The 16,981-nt window shown below is 34.6% G+C and carries 15 protein-coding genes; 12 read left to right on the top strand and 3 right to left on the bottom strand.

What is annotated here, in order from left to right; translation table 11 throughout:
• Positions 1–4: 4 nt before the first annotated feature.
• The 9 genes from IEV15_RS09275 to IEV15_RS09315 all read left to right on the top strand — a co-directional run bounded on the left by IEV15_RS09275 (position 5) and on the right by IEV15_RS09315 (position 9,722).
• Positions 5–1,606: a hypothetical protein gene (locus IEV15_RS09275; RefSeq protein WP_188362245.1), complete on the top strand. Its 1,602-nt coding sequence runs from the start codon at positions 5–7 to the stop codon at positions 1,604–1,606.
• A gap of 14 nt (positions 1,607–1,620) precedes the next feature.
• Entirely contained in the window at positions 1,621–2,595 is a 975-nt protein-coding gene (locus IEV15_RS09280; RefSeq protein WP_188362246.1) for a Tll0287-like domain-containing protein, read from the top strand.
• The gene (locus IEV15_RS09285; RefSeq protein WP_188362247.1) at positions 2,588–2,803 is read left to right on the top strand and encodes a DUF6132 family protein; all 216 of its coding nucleotides are present in this window, start codon (positions 2,588–2,590) and stop codon (positions 2,801–2,803) included. Before IEV15_RS09280 ends, IEV15_RS09285 begins: the two co-directional genes overlap by 8 nt.
• On the top strand, positions 2,790–3,245 hold the full coding sequence (locus tag IEV15_RS09290) for a methyltransferase family protein (protein WP_188362248.1): 456 nt from the start codon (positions 2,790–2,792) through the stop codon (positions 3,243–3,245). The genes IEV15_RS09285 and IEV15_RS09290 overlap by 14 nt, the downstream gene beginning before the upstream one ends.
• 115 nt (positions 3,246–3,360) lie before the next feature.
• Positions 3,361–4,674 (top strand): TolC family protein, encoded by a 1,314-nt coding sequence (locus tag IEV15_RS09295; RefSeq protein ID WP_188362249.1) that lies wholly within the window; start codon positions 3,361–3,363, stop codon positions 4,672–4,674.
• Between the two features lie 37 nt (positions 4,675–4,711).
• Entirely contained in the window at positions 4,712–5,791 is a 1,080-nt protein-coding gene (locus IEV15_RS09300; RefSeq protein ID WP_188362250.1) for an efflux RND transporter periplasmic adaptor subunit, read from the top strand.
• Positions 5,792–5,871: 80 nt separating this feature from the next.
• Complete coding sequence (locus IEV15_RS09305) at positions 5,872–9,072, top strand: efflux RND transporter permease subunit (RefSeq protein WP_188362251.1); 3,201 nt, start codon at positions 5,872–5,874, stop codon at positions 9,070–9,072.
• 61 nt (positions 9,073–9,133) lie between these two features.
• Positions 9,134–9,439 (top strand): hypothetical protein, encoded by a 306-nt coding sequence (locus IEV15_RS09310; RefSeq protein WP_188362252.1) that lies wholly within the window; start codon positions 9,134–9,136, stop codon positions 9,437–9,439.
• Between the two features lie 94 nt (positions 9,440–9,533).
• Positions 9,534–9,722, top strand: coding sequence for a YgaP family membrane protein (locus tag IEV15_RS09315; RefSeq protein ID WP_026710411.1), 189 nt, complete (start codon positions 9,534–9,536; stop codon positions 9,720–9,722).
• A 45-nt stretch (positions 9,723–9,767) separates the two neighbouring features.
• Here IEV15_RS09315 and IEV15_RS09320 read toward each other — a convergent pair whose 3' ends face one another.
• From IEV15_RS09320 to IEV15_RS09330, 3 genes are read right to left on the bottom strand one after another with little or no spacing between them, the layout of a single operon-like run.
• Positions 9,768–11,432, bottom strand: coding sequence for a GLPGLI family protein (locus IEV15_RS09320; RefSeq protein WP_188362253.1), 1,665 nt, complete (start codon positions 11,430–11,432; stop codon positions 9,768–9,770).
• A gap of 13 nt (positions 11,433–11,445) precedes the next feature.
• Complete coding sequence (nudK, locus tag IEV15_RS09325; RefSeq protein ID WP_188362254.1) at positions 11,446–12,024, bottom strand: GDP-mannose pyrophosphatase NudK; 579 nt, start codon at positions 12,022–12,024, stop codon at positions 11,446–11,448.
• Positions 12,025–12,034: 10 nt separating this feature from the next.
• Entirely contained in the window at positions 12,035–12,511 is a 477-nt protein-coding gene (locus IEV15_RS09330; RefSeq protein ID WP_188362255.1) for a hypothetical protein, read from the bottom strand.
• 134 nt (positions 12,512–12,645) lie between these two features.
• Between IEV15_RS09330 and IEV15_RS09335 the strand changes: the two genes are divergently transcribed.
• The 3 genes from IEV15_RS09335 (at position 12,646) to IEV15_RS09345 (ending at position 16,981) form a co-directional block, all read left to right on the top strand.
• Positions 12,646–14,799 (top strand): TonB-dependent receptor, encoded by a 2,154-nt coding sequence (locus IEV15_RS09335; protein ID WP_188362256.1) that lies wholly within the window; start codon positions 12,646–12,648, stop codon positions 14,797–14,799.
• A gap of 214 nt (positions 14,800–15,013) precedes the next feature.
• On the top strand, positions 15,014–15,634 hold the full coding sequence (locus IEV15_RS09340; protein WP_188362257.1) for a hypothetical protein: 621 nt from the start codon (positions 15,014–15,016) through the stop codon (positions 15,632–15,634).
• Positions 15,635–15,643: 9 nt separating this feature from the next.
• A complete protein-coding gene (locus tag IEV15_RS09345) occupies positions 15,644–16,981 on the top strand; it encodes a 2TM domain-containing protein (protein ID WP_188362258.1) in 1,338 nt (445 codons plus the stop codon).

Below are 16,981 nucleotides of genomic sequence, written 5' to 3' on the forward strand. Positions count from 1 at the left end.
AAAAATGAAAAAAACTATTTATTTATTTCTATTATCGGTTTTATCAAATTTCTCAATAGCTCAAAATACATTTCAATTTGATATTCAACTGACACCCGTTACAATTTCAAATTTACCCGGTTTGCATTCATATGTTTATGGTCAACACAATGGTAAATGGTTAATTATCGGAGGACGATTAGATGGAATTCATGCACGTCAACCTTTCAATGCTTTTCCCGGCTCATTAAATAATACTAATATTTATGTTGTGGATGTGGCTACTGAACAATTTTGGTCAGCTTCCGTAAATACATTGCCGGTTGGTTTAAGAGAACAATTACAAGCGACAAATATGAATTTTTATCAAGTGGATAATTCACTTTACATTATCGGCGGATATGCATTCTCAGTGACTGCAAATGACCACATTACTTTTGATAATTTAACATCGGTAGATGTGCCAAATTTAATGGATGCAATTATCAACGGCAATCCGATAACTTCTTATTTTAAACAAATTTCTAATCCTATTTTTCAAAATACGGGTGGACAATTAGGAAAAATAGGAAGTGAATTTTATTTAATTGGTGGACATGTTTTTATGGGAAGATACAATCCTATGAATAATCCCACTTTTACGCAATCGTATTTGAATAAAATTCAAAAATTCACTATTGATAATTCTGGGACACAATTGAGTTATGCGAATTATTCTGCGGTTACTGATGCAGTGCATTTGCACCGACGCGATTATAATTTGGTGCCTCAGGTTTTTCCAAATGGAGAAGAAGGTTATACCATTTCATCAGGAGTATTTCAAATCAATGCTGATTTACCTTATCTATATCCGATTGATGTTAAAAGTAGTGGGTATTTCCCTCAAACACAATTCAACCAATATTTGAGTAACTATCATAATGGAAAAGTAGGCTTGTATGATGAAGATGCCAATAAAATGCACAGCCTCTTTTTTGGAGGAATGAGTCAGTATTATTATAATGGAACAACTTTAATTCAAGATGACAATGTACCATTTGTAAAAACGATTAGTAGAGTAACCCGATTAGCAGACGGCACTTTGTCTGAACATAAATTTCCTTTGGAGATGCCTAATTTTAAAGGAGCAGGAGCAGAGTTTATTCCAAATTTAAACCTACCACATTATTCAAATAAAGTGATTAAATTAAATGATATTACTGCTACCGAATTTGTGATTGGACATTTGTATGGTGGAATTTTGAGTCCAAGTATTAATCCTTTTTCAAACAATCAAACATCAACCACTTCGGCAGATCCAACCATTTATGAAGTGAAATTAATTTATGATCCAACATTGGAAGTTGCCACTTTAGATGGTAAAAACCCTTTTACGATGGTTGTTTCACCCAATCCAACAAAAAACGGGAAGATTAGAATTCATTTTACATTGCCATATGAAACTTCAGTTGACTATTTTGTAACATCAACAGATGGTAAAATTATTTCAGAAGGCGAAATAATCGATGCAAAGCAAGGCGAAAATTCGATGAATTTTGAATTAAATAAAATTTCAAATCAATTGATTATCATCACTTTTGTTTTTGATAATAAGTTTTATATCTCTCAAAAAGTAGTTGTTAATTAGAATCAGAATTAATTATGAAAAGTAGTATTGTTTTATTTGTATTTCTAAGTTTATTGTCTTGTCAAAAAAAAAATGAACTACTTGAAATCCAAAAAGATTTGACTCAAGCAGAAGCCGAGCATGCTCAGAAATTAATGCAGACTCATTGTTATATATGCCACAGTCCAACGGCTTCTGAAACTCAAGGTCGCATAGCTCCTCCGATGGTTGCCATTAAAGCTCGCTATTTGATGGATAATAAAACGAAAGAGGAATTTGTTTCACCCATTGAACAATTTGTTGAAAACCCTACAGAAGACAAAGCCTTAATGTATGGTGCGATAAAAAAACACGGACTAATGCCGAAACAAGCTTTTCCGGAAGGTAGTATAGAGAAAATTGCTGCCTTTATGTATGACTATCAAATTGAAGAACCTGAATGGTTTAAAACCCATTGGGAAGGTAACGGCAATAAAAATTGGACACAATCAGGAAAGAAAATGGAAGAAGTGGAAGTGGTTAAAACGTATGCCGATATAGGTTTAGATTATGCTTTGAGCACCAAAAAAGTACTAGGCAAAAATTTAATGGAAGCGATTCAGCAAAAAGGAACAATGGAAGCCCTGATCTTTTGTAACATTCAAGCCATCCCTTTAACTGATAGTATGTCAACGCAGTTTAATGCTACTATAAAAAGAGTTTCCGACAAGAATCGAAACCCTAATAACAAAGCCAATGAAGAAGAATTAAACTATATTGCTCAATTTAAAAAAGATTTGGTTGACAAAAAAGACATCAAACCTGTTGCTCTTGAAAAAGGAGATAAAATTCAATTTTATTACCCGATAGAAACTAACACAATGTGTTTGCAATGTCACGGAAAACAAATCAAACCGGAAGTACAACGTCAAATTTTGAAATTATATCCCAAGGATTTAGCGATTGGATATGATGAAAATGAAGTACGTGGGATTTGGAGTATTACCTTTACAAAAAAAACAAATGAATAAAAAAGCTATCATTGTTACCGGAATTGGGGTGGTTGTAGGACTAGTTGCCGGATATCTCTATTATCAACAAATAGGTTGTGTTAGTGGAACGTGTTACATCACCTCCAAACCATTAAACAGCACTTTATACGGAGGTTTAATGGGTGGTTTATTGTTTAATTTGTTTGTAACTTCCCCCAAGAAGAAGGAAAAAAATGAAAAAGAGTAGCAAAGATTACATTTTTGTTTTTATCCAATTTCTTCTTTTTGGAGCCTATACTTTTGATTTTTTTCAACCATTAGCAATTCCAAACTATCTGGCAACATTCGGAATGGTGATTGCCATTATCGGATTTATGATTGCTTTATTGACTGTTTTTGAGTTAAAAACTAATCTAACCGTTTTTCCATCACCAACCGAAAAAGCGGTTTTACTAACGCAAGGATTTTTTCGATATAGTCGTCATCCCATTTACTCTGGAATTTTGATGTTTGCCTTTGGTTTTGCACTTTATAAGTATTCAATTTATAAACTCATCGTCGGAAGTTTGTTACTCATTTGGTTTTATCTTAAATCAACATATGAAGAAAAACAACTTGCTCAAAAATTCAATTCGTACAAGGAATATCAGGAGAAAGTAGGACGGTTTTTTCCAAAACTTCCATTATAAGTGGCCGATTCTTTCCAATTATCCTAAAATCATAAAAAATTCTCTTGGTAACAAATGTTACTGCACACCTCTTTTCATCGTTCTACTTTTGCCTTGTAATTAAGAAGTAAAACGAATGAAAACAATTAAAAATACAATTGCACTCGGGATATTTGCCTGTTCATCAGCCGTATTCAGTCAAGATACCTTGCAAATTTCCAAAACGGATTTATCCACTAAATTATCGGAACAAAATCTTCAACTTAAAATCTCAAATCAATCCTTTGAGTCGGCTCGTTCGGATTATCGCCAATCAAATGCTCTTTTTTTACCGAGTATTTCTGCTTCGCATACTGCCATTACTACAACAAATCCATTAATGGCATTTGGTTCTAAATTGAATCAAGAAATCTTAACGCAAGCCGATTTTAATCCTGCTTTGTTGAATGATCCTTCACAAGTGCAAAATTATGCTACTCGAATTGAAGTACTTCAACCCATTTTTAATGCCGATGGTTTATATGAAAGAAAAGCCGCCAAGTCAAAAATGGAAGCCTATCAATTGCAAACAGAACGCACCAAAGAATATTTAGAATTGGAAGTAAACAAAGCCTTTATGCAATTGCAACTAGCATATAAAGCAGTTGAGGTTCTAGAAAAAGCGAATTCTACTGCACAAGCCAATCTGAATTTAGTCAACAATTATTTCAAACAAGGCATGCTTCAAAAAACAGATGTGTTGGATGTACAAGTTAGGGTAAATGAAATTACCAATCAACTTTCATATGCCAAAAGTAATGTGCGAAACGCATCCGATTATTTGGCTTTCTTATTAAACGAAGATACCAAAAGTGGCATTTATAAACCGGTTGAAAATTTGGAAAACGAAATTAATCCTACGTTAGAAAACGCTCAATTATCAACATCAAGAAAAGATTTTCTAGCGATGGAAAAATCAACTGAAGCCTATAAAAACATGATGAAATCAGGTAAAATGAGTTTTCTACCACGCTTGAATGCTTTTGGAACGTATGAACTGTATGATACCGAAATATTTCAATTTGGAGCAAACGGTTATACAGTCGGAGCTCAATTGTCTTGGAATTTATTTGACGGTTACAAATCCATCGGAAAATTTGAAAAATCAAAAGTTGAATTTCAAAAAGCAGAAACGGAAGCCGAACAATACAAAAAACAAAGTCAATTAGAATTGAACAAAACCAATCGTCAATTGGCCGATGCTCAAAACAAAGTGGCTCTTTCTAAAATGGCTTTTGAACAAACCCAGGAAAGTTTCCGAATCCGCCAAAATCGTTTTGCTCAAGGATTGGAAAAAACGTCTGATTTATTGATGACTGAAACACAAACGGCTCAGAAAGAATTGGAATACTTACAAGCGGTTTTTGAATACAATTTCACCAAAATGTATTTGGAATTTTTAACTAAATAATAGCATTCAACAAATCATTATACTAAATCACAATCTTATGAATATCAAAATAAAATTTCTAATTATTTTTTCAGCAGCAATTTTATTTTCCTGCGGAAGCGACCAAAAAGAAGTCAAAACATTACCTGCCATTGCCGTAAAAGTAAATGGTTCAATAGAAAATTCATCCAGTCCATTTGTAACGGCAAGTGGTAAAATTGAAGCCGAAAACAGTGCCAATGTCAGCACCCGAATGATGGGTTATGTAACAAAAGTTCATGTAAAAGTTGGACAAAAAGTAGGAGCCGGACAATTGTTAGTGAGCATTAACAACGCCGATTTACAAGCCAAAAAAGCACAAGTGGATGCTTCCATTTTACAAGCAACTGCGGGTTATAACAATGCCAAAAAAGACTACGATCGTTTTGTAAACTTGTTTGCTCAGCAAAGTGCTTCGCAAAAAGAATTAGATGACATGACCGCTCGTTTTGAAATGGCAAAAGCCGGATTGGAAGGAGCAAAACAAATGCGTAACGAAGTCATGGCTCAATTTAATTATGCTAATATCACTGCACCTTTTGGCGGAATTGTAACTAATACATTCATCAAAGAAGGCGACATGGCCAATCCGGGAATGCCGTTAGTTAGTGTAGAAGGTTCCGGAAAATTACAAGTGACCGCTATGGTTTCGGAAACTGATATTTCAAAAATTAAACAAGGAATGCTGGTTTCCATCATTATCAAATCAATGAATAAAAAAGTGGCCGGAAAAGTTTCGGAAGTGAGTTTATCAGCCAAAAATACAGGCGGACAATATTTAGTGAAAGTCAATTTAGATGAAATGGATAAAACTATTCTTTCCGGAATGTTTGTCAACGTGCAATTTCCAATTGAAAAAATAGCAGATACAAATGAAAGTTCAGAACAAGTTTTAGTTCCCGAATCGGCATTAGTAAAACAAGGTCAGCTCACCGGAATTTATACCGTTGCCAACAATACCGCCATTTTAAGATGGTTACGAATAGGAAAAACCTACGGAGACAAAGTAGAAGTCCTTTCCGGATTATCGTCCAATGAACCGTATATCGTTTCGGCAGAAGGTAAATTGTTTAACGGTGCAAAAGTGAGTGTTCAGTAAATAGTAAACAGTTTTCAGTCGCAGTTTTCAGTTTACAATAACTTGAAACCTGAAACTTGAAACTTCAAACAAATAAAAACATGCAAGAAGGTATCTCAGGCAAAATTGCCAATTTCTTTATCAATTCCAAACTAACCATTCTATTGATGGTGGCCTTGATGGTGATTGGCGTATATAGTTCGTTCTTAATTCCGAGAGAAGAAGAACCACAAATTAATGTTCCAATGGCCGATGTAATGATTGGTTATCCGGGAGCAACTCCGGCAGAAGTAGAAAGCCGTGTCATCAAACCGTTGGAAAAAGTTTTATCAAACATAAAAGGGGTTGAGCATTTGCATAGCATGGCGATGAATGGTCAAGCGATGATTATTGTTCAATTTTATGTAGGCGAAGACATTGAACGTTCCTACGTGAAATTGTATGATGAATTAGCCAAACACGAACATATTTTTCCGCAAGGCGTTTATAAACCGATGGTAAAAACGCGTTCAATCGATGATGTTCCGATGTTGGGATTAACGTTGTGGAGTGAAAAATATGATGATTTTCAAATTCGGCAATTGGCAGAAGAAGTTACTTCGGAAATTGAAAAAGTTAAAGATGTAGCTATTACCAAAGAAATTGGCGGACGAACCCGTGAATTAAAAGTGGTTTTAGATAAAGATAAAATGGCCGAAAACAAAGTAGATGCGTTGGGAATTATGCAAATGATTCAAGCCAATAACGGTTCTTCGCAGTCGGGAAGCTTTGTGCAAAATGACACGGAATATCTAATCACTACCGGAAAATTTTTATCCAATGCTGAAGATGTTGAAAATTTGGTAGTTGGTATTAATCAAAATATGCCGGTCTATTTAAAACAAGTGGCATCTATTCAAGACGGACCTTCCACAGCTCGAAGTTATGTTTCTTTTGGGTATGGAAAAGCGAATGAAAAGTTTTCTGCCAAACCAAGCGAATATCCAGCCGTTACTATTTCTGTTGGAAAAGTAAAAGGTGCCGATGCAATGAAAATTTCGGATAAGATTTTAGAAAAAGTCGAACAACTCAAAACTAATTTAATTCCTGACGATGTACATGTGGAAGTTACCCGAAATTATGGGGAAACAGCTTCTCATAAAGTAGGCGAATTGTTGTTGCATTTAGGTGTTGCTATTTTAGCCGTAACCATTTTAGTAATGTTAGCGATGGGTTGGAGAGGCGGATTAGTAGTTTTCTTTTCTGTTCCGTTGACGTTTGCGTTGACCTTATTTAGTTATTATTTATTAGGTTATACGTTGAATAGAATTACACTTTTTGCCTTAGTTTTTGTGGTGGGAATTGTGGTAGACGACAGTATCATTATTGCTGAAAACATGCACCGTCATTTCAAAATGAAGCGATTACCATTTAAACAAGCTGCCATTTATGCGATAAATGAAGTAGGAAATCCAACCATTTTAGCCACATTCACCGTAATTGCGGCGATTCTTCCGATGGCTTTTGTATCCGGAATGATGGGGCCTTACATGAGTCCGATGCCGATTGGAGCATCCATTGCCATGATTTTATCGTTGTTTGTGGCGTTAACTGTGACACCTTATTTAGGTTATCATTTACTTCGCGAAAAAGAGGAACAAGAACACAAAGAAGAACAAGGTTTAGAAACTTCTCGCATTTATAGAATTTACAACAAATTAGAACGTCCGTTTTTAAATAGTTCAAAGAAAAGAATGGTCATGTTGGGAATCACGACGGTATTGCTAATTGGTTCGGTATTAATGTTTTTCACTAAATCCGTTGCCGTAAAAATGCTACCGTTTGATAATAAAAATGAGTTTCAAGTGGTAATTGATATGCCGGAAGGCACAACATTAGAACGAACGGCAGCCGTTACCAAAGAAATTGCTCAGTACTTGTCAACCGTTCCGGAAGTGGTGGATTATCAAAATTATATAGGAGCTTCTGCACCGATAACATTCAACGGATTGGTGCGTCATTACGATTTGCGTGGCGGAAGTAATATGGCAGACATTCAAGTGAATTTGTTACACAAAGAAGACCGTGATTTACAAAGTCATGATATTGCCAAAATCGTTCGTCCGAAAGTGCAAAAAATTGCCAAAAAATATGGTGCCAATGTCAAAATTATTGAAGTTCCACCTGGACCTCCTGTATTATCAACTTTGGTAGCTGAAATTTACGGACCTGATTATGCTGAGCAGATTAAAGTGGCCAAACAAGTGAAAACGATTTTGGAAACCACTCCCGATATTGTGGATATCGATTGGATGGTGGAAGATGCTCAAACCGAATACAAATTAGAAGTGGATAAAGAAAAAGCCATGTTGAACGGAATTGCTCCACAGCAAGTGGTGGGTAATTTGACGTATTTGTTGCGAGAAATGCCTGTTTCCAATTTGTATGATGAACGTTCTAATAACCCGGTGGGTATTGTGTTATCGCTTGACGATCAAGATAAAACGTCTTTGCAAGATATTCAAAACTTGAAAATTAAAGGGGCACAAGGCAATGTGGTTCCGGTGAGTGATTTAGTGAAAGTAACGGAAAGTACCTTACAAAACACTATCTATCGCAAAGATCAAAAACGGGTTGTTTATGTCACCGCAGACATGGCCGGTGATTTAGAAAGTCCGGTGTATGCCATTTTAGGAATGGAAGAAAAACTTCAAAAAATGAATTTACCGAAAGGCTATTCCATCAATGAATTATATATGGAACAACCTTCTGACGAAAGTAATTTTACTGTAAAATGGGATGGTGAATGGCAAATTACCTTAGAAGTTTTCCGTGATTTAGGCGTGGCTTTCTTAGTCGTAATCTTAGTAATTTATATGTTAATTGTGGGTTGGTTCCAAAACTTTAAAACGCCTATTGTGATGATGTTGGCCATTCCGCTTTCATTGGTAGGAATTGTGTTAGGTCACTGGTTGTTAGGAGCATTTTTCACAGCCACGTCCTTTATCGGAATGATTGCATTAGCTGGTGTAATGGTTAGAAACTCCGTTTTGTTAATCGACTTTATTGAAATCAGATTAAACGACGGAATCGAATTAAAACAAGCCATCATTGAAGCAGGAGCTGTGAGAACCACGCCAATTTTATTAACCACCGGAGCTGTTGTAATTGGAGCATCGATTATCCTATTCGACCCTATTTTCCAGGGATTAGCGATTTCGTTAGTAGCTGGAGCAATTGTGTCTACCTTGTTAACTTTAATTGTAGTTCCGTTGATTTATTACATGACAGAACGCAAAAAATGGGAGAAGAATAGTGATTAATGAATAGTAATTAGTGAAACCTCAGAACCTTAATACCTCAGAACCTTAGCACCTCAAAAACATGAAACTAGTCTTACTAACCGCTGTCCATTCTTTCAAACGAGAGATACAGCATTTGCTCAAACAATCCGGTGTAAAAACCTATTCGTACCGCGAAGTTACCGGATTCAAAGATGTATCAGAAGAAGCCTTGGCCTCCAACTGGTTTGGAAGCGAAGTAAACGAAAACGAATCCATTGCATTTTATGCTTTCGTTCCGGTTGAAAATTTGGAAAAATTGTATGATTTAATTCTCGCTTTCAACCTAGAATTAGAAACCAAATCGAAAGTGCATTTAGCAACATTTAATATAGAAAAATTTATATAAAAGGTACTAAGGTGCTGAGGAACTGAGGGACTAAGTTAAAAATAGTCCCAAACCTCAGAACCTTAGAGCCTCAGAACCTTAGAACCTTAAAAAAATGAAAAACAGAATCGTACGCGGCATAGCAGGAACATTTATCCTCATCAGTATTTTATTAGCAATCTATGTCAATCAAAATTGGTTATGGTTTACTGCTTTTGTAGGAGCCAATTTATTACAATCTTCCTTAACCAAATGGTGTTTGATGGATGATATTTTAACCAAAGTTTTTAAAATTAAAGATTAATTGTTTTAGTTGATTGGTTGATTAACAGGAAATCGGTAGGGAATTTTACTCTACCGGTTCTCCTAACAATATGCCCGAAACATTCCAAGCACTAAAACTGCTACCTTCCGGTAAACCTTGCGGAATTTGAATACGAATGGAATGATTTCCGGCTGATAAATCACCCAAATTAATCAACATTGGATTTGTTACCATACCCGGACACCAATTAGAGCGGCTGTAGTCTGACGACGATAAACCATTGCCAAAATTCCCCGAAGCCGGATTAAACAACCTGTACGAACCACAATCTTGTCGCCAAGGGATAAAAGAAAATGCAAGTTGCTCATCTAAGTAGATGCTATTTTTTTTAGGCACAAATTCGTCGCCGTTTTCCCAGCCGCCATGTCCGGTGGTAATGTATCGCAATTGAGCATTTTTAAGCGATTTATCTAATGTAAAAGTGACTTCTAAACCTTTGTCATCCGAAAACATGGTGGCATATTCTTGTCCGCCCATTTCCATCACATTAGTCGTATTGAAAAGAGGCAAAGCGAAGGTTGTTTTTTTAGTTTCGTTTTCTTGCGGATGAATCGTAATTTCAAGAGAAACTCGGTGTCCACCTTGATCATAATTTCCAATAAAAGCTCCCACCCACATTTCTTGTTCGCTCAAAATGGGTTGCAATTCAGAAATGTCTTGACGATACGGAACTTCATTATACCATGTTTTATCTTTTAATGAAATATGATTGTATTGTTTAATTCCAAAAGGCGTAAAAAACCGCATTAACTCTGTTAAGGGTTGATAATCATCTTTTAAAACAACACCTTGATAGGTTTTTCCGTTTCCGTTTTGATAAATGGGTAAAGTATTCATACCGCTTTTTAAACCATTAAAAAAAGTATTTTCACCTTTTACAGGAATTACAAAAAGCGACCCAGTTCTGTCATAAGCATCACCCGTAGAATTGGTTTTTAGTTCAACAAAAACTGGACTTCCATTTTTAATTTCAGGAAATTTTACTTTTCGTAAAATAACCGTACCATTAGCAAATCGCAAAATGCTATCATTTGATTTTGATTTATCTGAAAAATTTATGGTTTCATTTTCAAAAACTGAAAGTGTAACAAAACGACTTCTCCAAAGTAAATCACGATAGGTTAATCCGTCGGAAAAATTGGAGTTTGGTAAAGCAATTTCTAAAGGTAATTTTTTTAGTTTTTCAATTTTGGTTGCTGTAATCACAAAGTTATTGTTGCGATTCATTTCTAAAACCAATCCTAAATTTTGACCTAAAACGGTTGGAGCACCTTTCACGTTGAGGTCGTTGGTATACCACAATTCAATAGTGTTGGAATTGATGATTGTTTTTGCTTTTCGGCATTTGTAACCTAAGATCATTTTAGTTTCATTCAACAATTCAAACGATTGTTTGCTTAAACCTAATGAATCTTTTGTGGAAATCGATTTATTTTGATTTAATTGAGCCGATTGAATCAGAGTTTGACTACTTCGATTGATATAGGTTTGTTCGAAAGGAAAGTTGTTTTTACCTGAAAAAATTCCCACAGAACTTACTAATGTTAGGGATGAATTGGCGTATACCAAAATAGGATCTTGGTTTTCAATTTTTTTTCCATTACTCCATTTTTCGTAAGTAATTTTATAGGATTGTCCACGAGATATTACAAAAGACATTATAAAGAAGCAACACAAAATTTTTTTCATGATATTTTTGGTTTTACCTTAATTCCTCATTTTTAGCATGCAACAATAACATTATCGTCTTCGCATCTTTAATTTCTCCGTCATAAACCATTTTTAAAGCTTGGTTAAAATCGAGTTCTAAGACTTCAATATATTCGTGTTCTGTGGCTAAACCACCTCCCTCACTCACTTTCATTTCCGGTTGATATTCGGCTGTAAAAAAGTATAAAATTTCGGTTACAGCTCCGGGCGACATATAGGCTTCAAATACTTTTTTTACCTCTTGAATGCGGTAACCGGTTTCTTCCTCGGTTTCGCGTTTGATGCAGTCTTCGGGATTTTTTTCGTCTAAAAGGCCAGCACAAACTTCAATCATCATACCGCTTTCGTTTCCATTTAAAAAGGTTGGTAAACGAAATTGACGGGTTAAAATAACGGTTTGTTTTGCTTTATTGTACAACAAAATTGCCGCACCGTTTCCGCGATCATAGACTTCTCTGCGTTGAATTTCGGGTTCGCCGTTTTCGGGTGTAAATTCAAATGTGACTTTATTAAGTAGGTACCAATTATCAGAAAGTAATTCGGTTTTGGTGATTTGTATTTTTGGGTTCATTAAAAAAATATTAGAAGAAGGAAATAGTGTGACGTTTACCTATTTTAAATTTTAAATCAAGGTCAGAAAGTAAAGAATGTATGATTGCACCAAACAAATCTCCCGCATCTCCATTGCTCACGGGGCCAGGCATCCCACAAGTCGGAGAAAAATCTAAAATACTGAAATGACTTTGATACAATCTAACTTCATTATTCACTGAACTATAAATATTATAAAATCCTGTGAATTCATCTTTAGTGTAGAAAAAGGTTTGTTTACCATAATTCAGTTTAGGTAAATTGCTTTGTAATTCATTTAATGTTGCGAAATTGTCTTGTAGTTCAAAAAAATAATTTTTTGGAAAAGGTTTGTAATTGTAATTTGTTTCCTGAAAATTAAAATTATAAAACGACTTACTGTTTTCATTCGACAAATTAGAATTGCTTTCTTGACTTAAGCCGAGAAAAGAGACAAGAAATAAAATTATGACAATTATTTTCTTCATGATATAATTGATTTTAGTAAATATACAAAAAACAACTAAGTTTACAATTCATCCTCTAATTTTCACATTTCAGCAACTTTCAATTTTTAATTCTTTTGGTTTGAAGCAACTTTGTCTCATCAAAATATAACCAAATGAGAACTATTTTTACATTACTACTTTTTGTTATTGGACTTCAAACTTATGCTCAAACAGAAATTTCCGGTAAAGTAGTGGATGAAAAAGGAATTGCCATTCCCGGAGCAAATATTTATTTAGAAGGAACATACGATGGTGCTTCTTCTGATGAAAATGGATTTTTTAAATTCAATACATCAGAAATTGGAACTAAAATTTTAATCGTCAGCTATCTTTCCTTCGAAACATTCAAAAAGCAAATTGATGTTGCTAATTTCAACAATCAAACAATCAAACTTAAAGAAAGTGTTAATGCATTAGATGCAGTTGTTGTAACAGCTGGAACTTTCGAAGCCGGAGATAAAGCCAGAGTTTCTGTTTTGAAACCGTTGGATATTGTTACAACAGCCGGAGCAGCCGGAGATATCATCGGAGCTTTGAATACATTACCAGGAACTCAAACCGTTGGTGAAAGTGGTCGTTTATTCGTTCGTGGTGGTGAAGCCGATGAAACTCAAACGTTTGTTGACGGACTTCGAGTGGCTCAACCGTATGGTGCAACGGCAGATAACTTGCCAACCCGCGGTCGTTTTTCACCGTTTTTATTTAATGGAATTTCGTTTTCAACTGGAGGTTATAGTGCTGAATTTGGTGAAGCTCTTTCGAGTGTGTTGACTTTAAATACCATCGATGAACCTATTCAAGAACAAACCGATATTTCGTTAATGACGGTTGGATTAGGAATCGGAAATACACAAAAATGGAATAAAAATTCGTTGACTTTTAATGCGGCTTATATCAATTTGGAACCGTATCAGAAACTGATTCCGCAAGCGGTTGATTGGAATAAACCCTATCAATCGTTAGCCGGAGAATTGGTTTATCGTTATCAATTTAGAAATGGTTTATTGAAAGTTTATGGTTCATTTGATGTGGCTCAATTTGATATAAATCAGGAAGATATTAATCAAACTGAGAAAGTTCGCTTTGATTTACAGAATAATAATTTTTATGGGAATGCATCTTATAAAGGAACTTTCGGTAATAATTGGAGCTTACATACAGGAATGAGTTATGGTTTGGGCATTAATAAGATTGGAATCAATGCTAACCAAATTGAAAATGATGAAAACGCTATTCATTTAAAAATTAAAGTGGGAAAGAAATTCACCGAACGAATTAAAATTACTGTCGGGACCGATTATTTTGTAACCGATTTTGATGAACAGTTTTCCGAATTTCAAGGAGAAAATTTTAAAGTTGGCTATCAAAATTCAATTGCTGCCGCTTATGCTGAAACGGATATTTTCTTTAGTAAAAAATTAGCGATGAAAGTGGGAGCAAGGGCTTCGCAAAATAGTTTGCTGGATGAATTCCGAGTTTCGCCTAGAGGTTCTTTTGCGTACAAAGTTTCAAAAAATGGACAGTTTTCCTTCGCTTATGGCGATTTTGTTCAAACTCCGAGAGCGGATTATATCAAATATTCGGATGATTTTCAATCGGAAAAAGCGAGTCATTTTATTTTAAATTTCCAACATAATAAAGACGGTCGATTATTTAGAGCTGAAGCCTATTATAAAAAATATGAAGATTTAGTAAAATTTGATACAGAGGTAGCTCAATTTAATTCAGCTTTCAACAACGATGGGTCAGGCTTTGCCAAAGGAATTGATATTTTTTGGCGAGATAATAAAACGTTCAAAAATACCGATTATTGGGTTTCGTATTCGTACATAGATACGGAACGTGATTATTTGAATTTTCCTAACCAAGTAACCCCCAGTTTTATTGCTGATCATACCTTGTCGATTGTTACTAAACATTGGATTGATGATTGGAAATCGCAAATTGGATTTTCGTACATTGTTAATTCCGGTCGACCTTACAACAATCCCAATGAAATGGATTTCATGAACGGAAAAACGAAAGCCTTTCAAAATTTGAGTTTCAATTGGGCTTATTTGCTTTCGCAACAAAAGATTTTGTATTTCTCGATTTCTAACATCATTGGAACAGACAACGTGTTTGGTTATCAATATGCCAATTCACCTGATATGAATGGCCAATTTCAACGCAGAGCTATTGGTCAACCTGCAGATCGTTTTTTCTTTGTTGGTTTCTTTTGGACGATAAGTGATAATAAGAAAACGAACCAGTTGGAGAATCTATAGGTACTAAGGCACTAAGGGACTAAGGTTTTTAGAATTGCTGTAAACTCAGCACCATAGAACCTAAGTATCTTAAAGAAAAATCAATTCATCCTTAAAAATCGACAGTTCAGTAAAACTCTTTTTTAAAGCCTGATTTAATAACGGAAATTTGACTCATCAAACGAACAACATTAAACAATTTTGAACCATCTTAAACAATTTAAAAATTAAAATTATGACAAAAATTATCATCACCCTCGCACTTTTAGTCGTTTCAATAGTAAACGGACAAAGTCAATTTGAACAAGGAATGGGAAAAGCTTTCGCACTTTGGGGTGAAGGAAAAAACACAGAATCTTCGGCTATGTTTGAACGTATTGCATCGGCAGAAAAAGACAATTGGTTACCAAATTATTATGTAGCTTTAGTTAATACAACTACCGCTTTTGCAACTAAAGACAAAGATCAAGTGAATGCTTTGCTGACTAAAGCTCAATCAGCATTGGATGTTGAGTTAAACAAATATCCAAATAATGTTGAATTGTTAGTGATGCAAGCGATGATTCACACCGCTTGGATTGCTTTTGACCCAATGACTAACGGAATGAAGTTATCAGGAAAAGTAATGGAAATCTATGCAAAGGCTGAACAAATAGAACCAAATAATCCCAGAGTAGTGTTCAGTAAAACCGAATTTGAAATGGGATCTGCTCGATTTTTTGGAACTGATACCAAACCAATCTGTGTTCAAATTGAAAAAGCAATCGAACTTTTTGCTACTTTTAAACCTCAAACTGTTTTTCATCCTAAATGGGGATTAGAAAGAGCTCAAGAAGCAGCAAAAGCTTGTAAATAAAAAATGGAAATGGAAAAGTATATCAAAGAATTTCCCAGAGCAACCTGGATTAGCCTAACCATATTTGCTGTAATGGTAAGTATACGATGGATATCCGGAAACAAAATAAATTTTGATTACGGATTGCTGGTTAATTTCGGATATTCAATGCTTTACGGCTATTCTTTATACTTTGCCAACAGTTATGTTTTTCAAAAACTGGATACTATTTTTAAGTCAAATCGATTTACTAAAAAACGACTTGTTATTGGTGCTTTTGCCTCGTTCTTAATCAGTCTTTTGGTTATATTTTTATTGCGGGTTTTTGAAGATGTTGTGATGGAAAACCAAACTTTTACTGATTTTTTAGCCAATGAAAAGCCTTCAAACTATATTGTTGCTATCATCATTACGTTCATTGTAACTCTTGCAATTCATGCTTTTTATTTTTACAAAGCCTATCAAGAAAATAAAGTAAAAGAACAAAAAGTAATTGCAGGAACTGCTTCTGCACAATTTGAAAGTTTAAAAAATCAAATTGATCCGCATTTTTTGTTTAATAGTTTGAATGTCTTGAGTTCATTGATAGAAGAAAACCCGGAAAGTGCTCAAAAATTTACCACTTCGTTGTCTAAAATTTATCGCTATGTTTTGGAGCAAAAAGATAAAGAATTGGTTTCTGTTCAAGAGGAACTAAACTTTGCCAAAACCTACATGAATCTATTAAAAATGCGATTTGAAAACAGCATTACGTTTGAATTGCCTGAAAATTTTAATAATGACGAAGCCAAAGTAGTGCCGCTTTCACTTCAATTGTTGTTGGAAAATTGCATCAAACATAATGTTGTGAGTGAAAGTAAACCGCTTCATATTAAAATTTTTATCGAAAATAATCAACTAGTTATTGAAAACAATTTACAGAAAAAAGAAATTTTATCAGATCGAAAAGGAGTTGGATTGCAAAACATAGTAAATCGATATGCCATTTTAACAAAAAGAAAAGTTTTGGTAGATGAAAACGAACAATCGTTTAAAGTACTATTACCAATTTTAACAAAGCAAATTACAATCATGGAAACACAAATAAAATATAATGAAGACATGGCTTATGCCCGAGCCAAAGAACGGGTAGAAAAAATAAAAGGATTTTATGGAAATTTAATTTCTTACTGCATGGTTATTCCGGTGATGATTATCATAAATCTAAACACCTCAAAATTTCAGTGGTTTTGGTTTCCAATGTTGGGATGGGGACTAGGAGTTACTTTTCATGCCTTTGAAACCTTTGGTTACGGAAAATCATGGGAAGAACGAAAAATTCAGGAAATTTTGAATCAAGAAAATAAATCAAAAAGAAAATGGAATTAA

It is taken from the genome of Flavobacterium orientale (assembly GCF_014638005.1).
GTDB classification, from domain to species: domain Bacteria; phylum Bacteroidota; class Bacteroidia; order Flavobacteriales; family Flavobacteriaceae; genus Flavobacterium; species Flavobacterium orientale.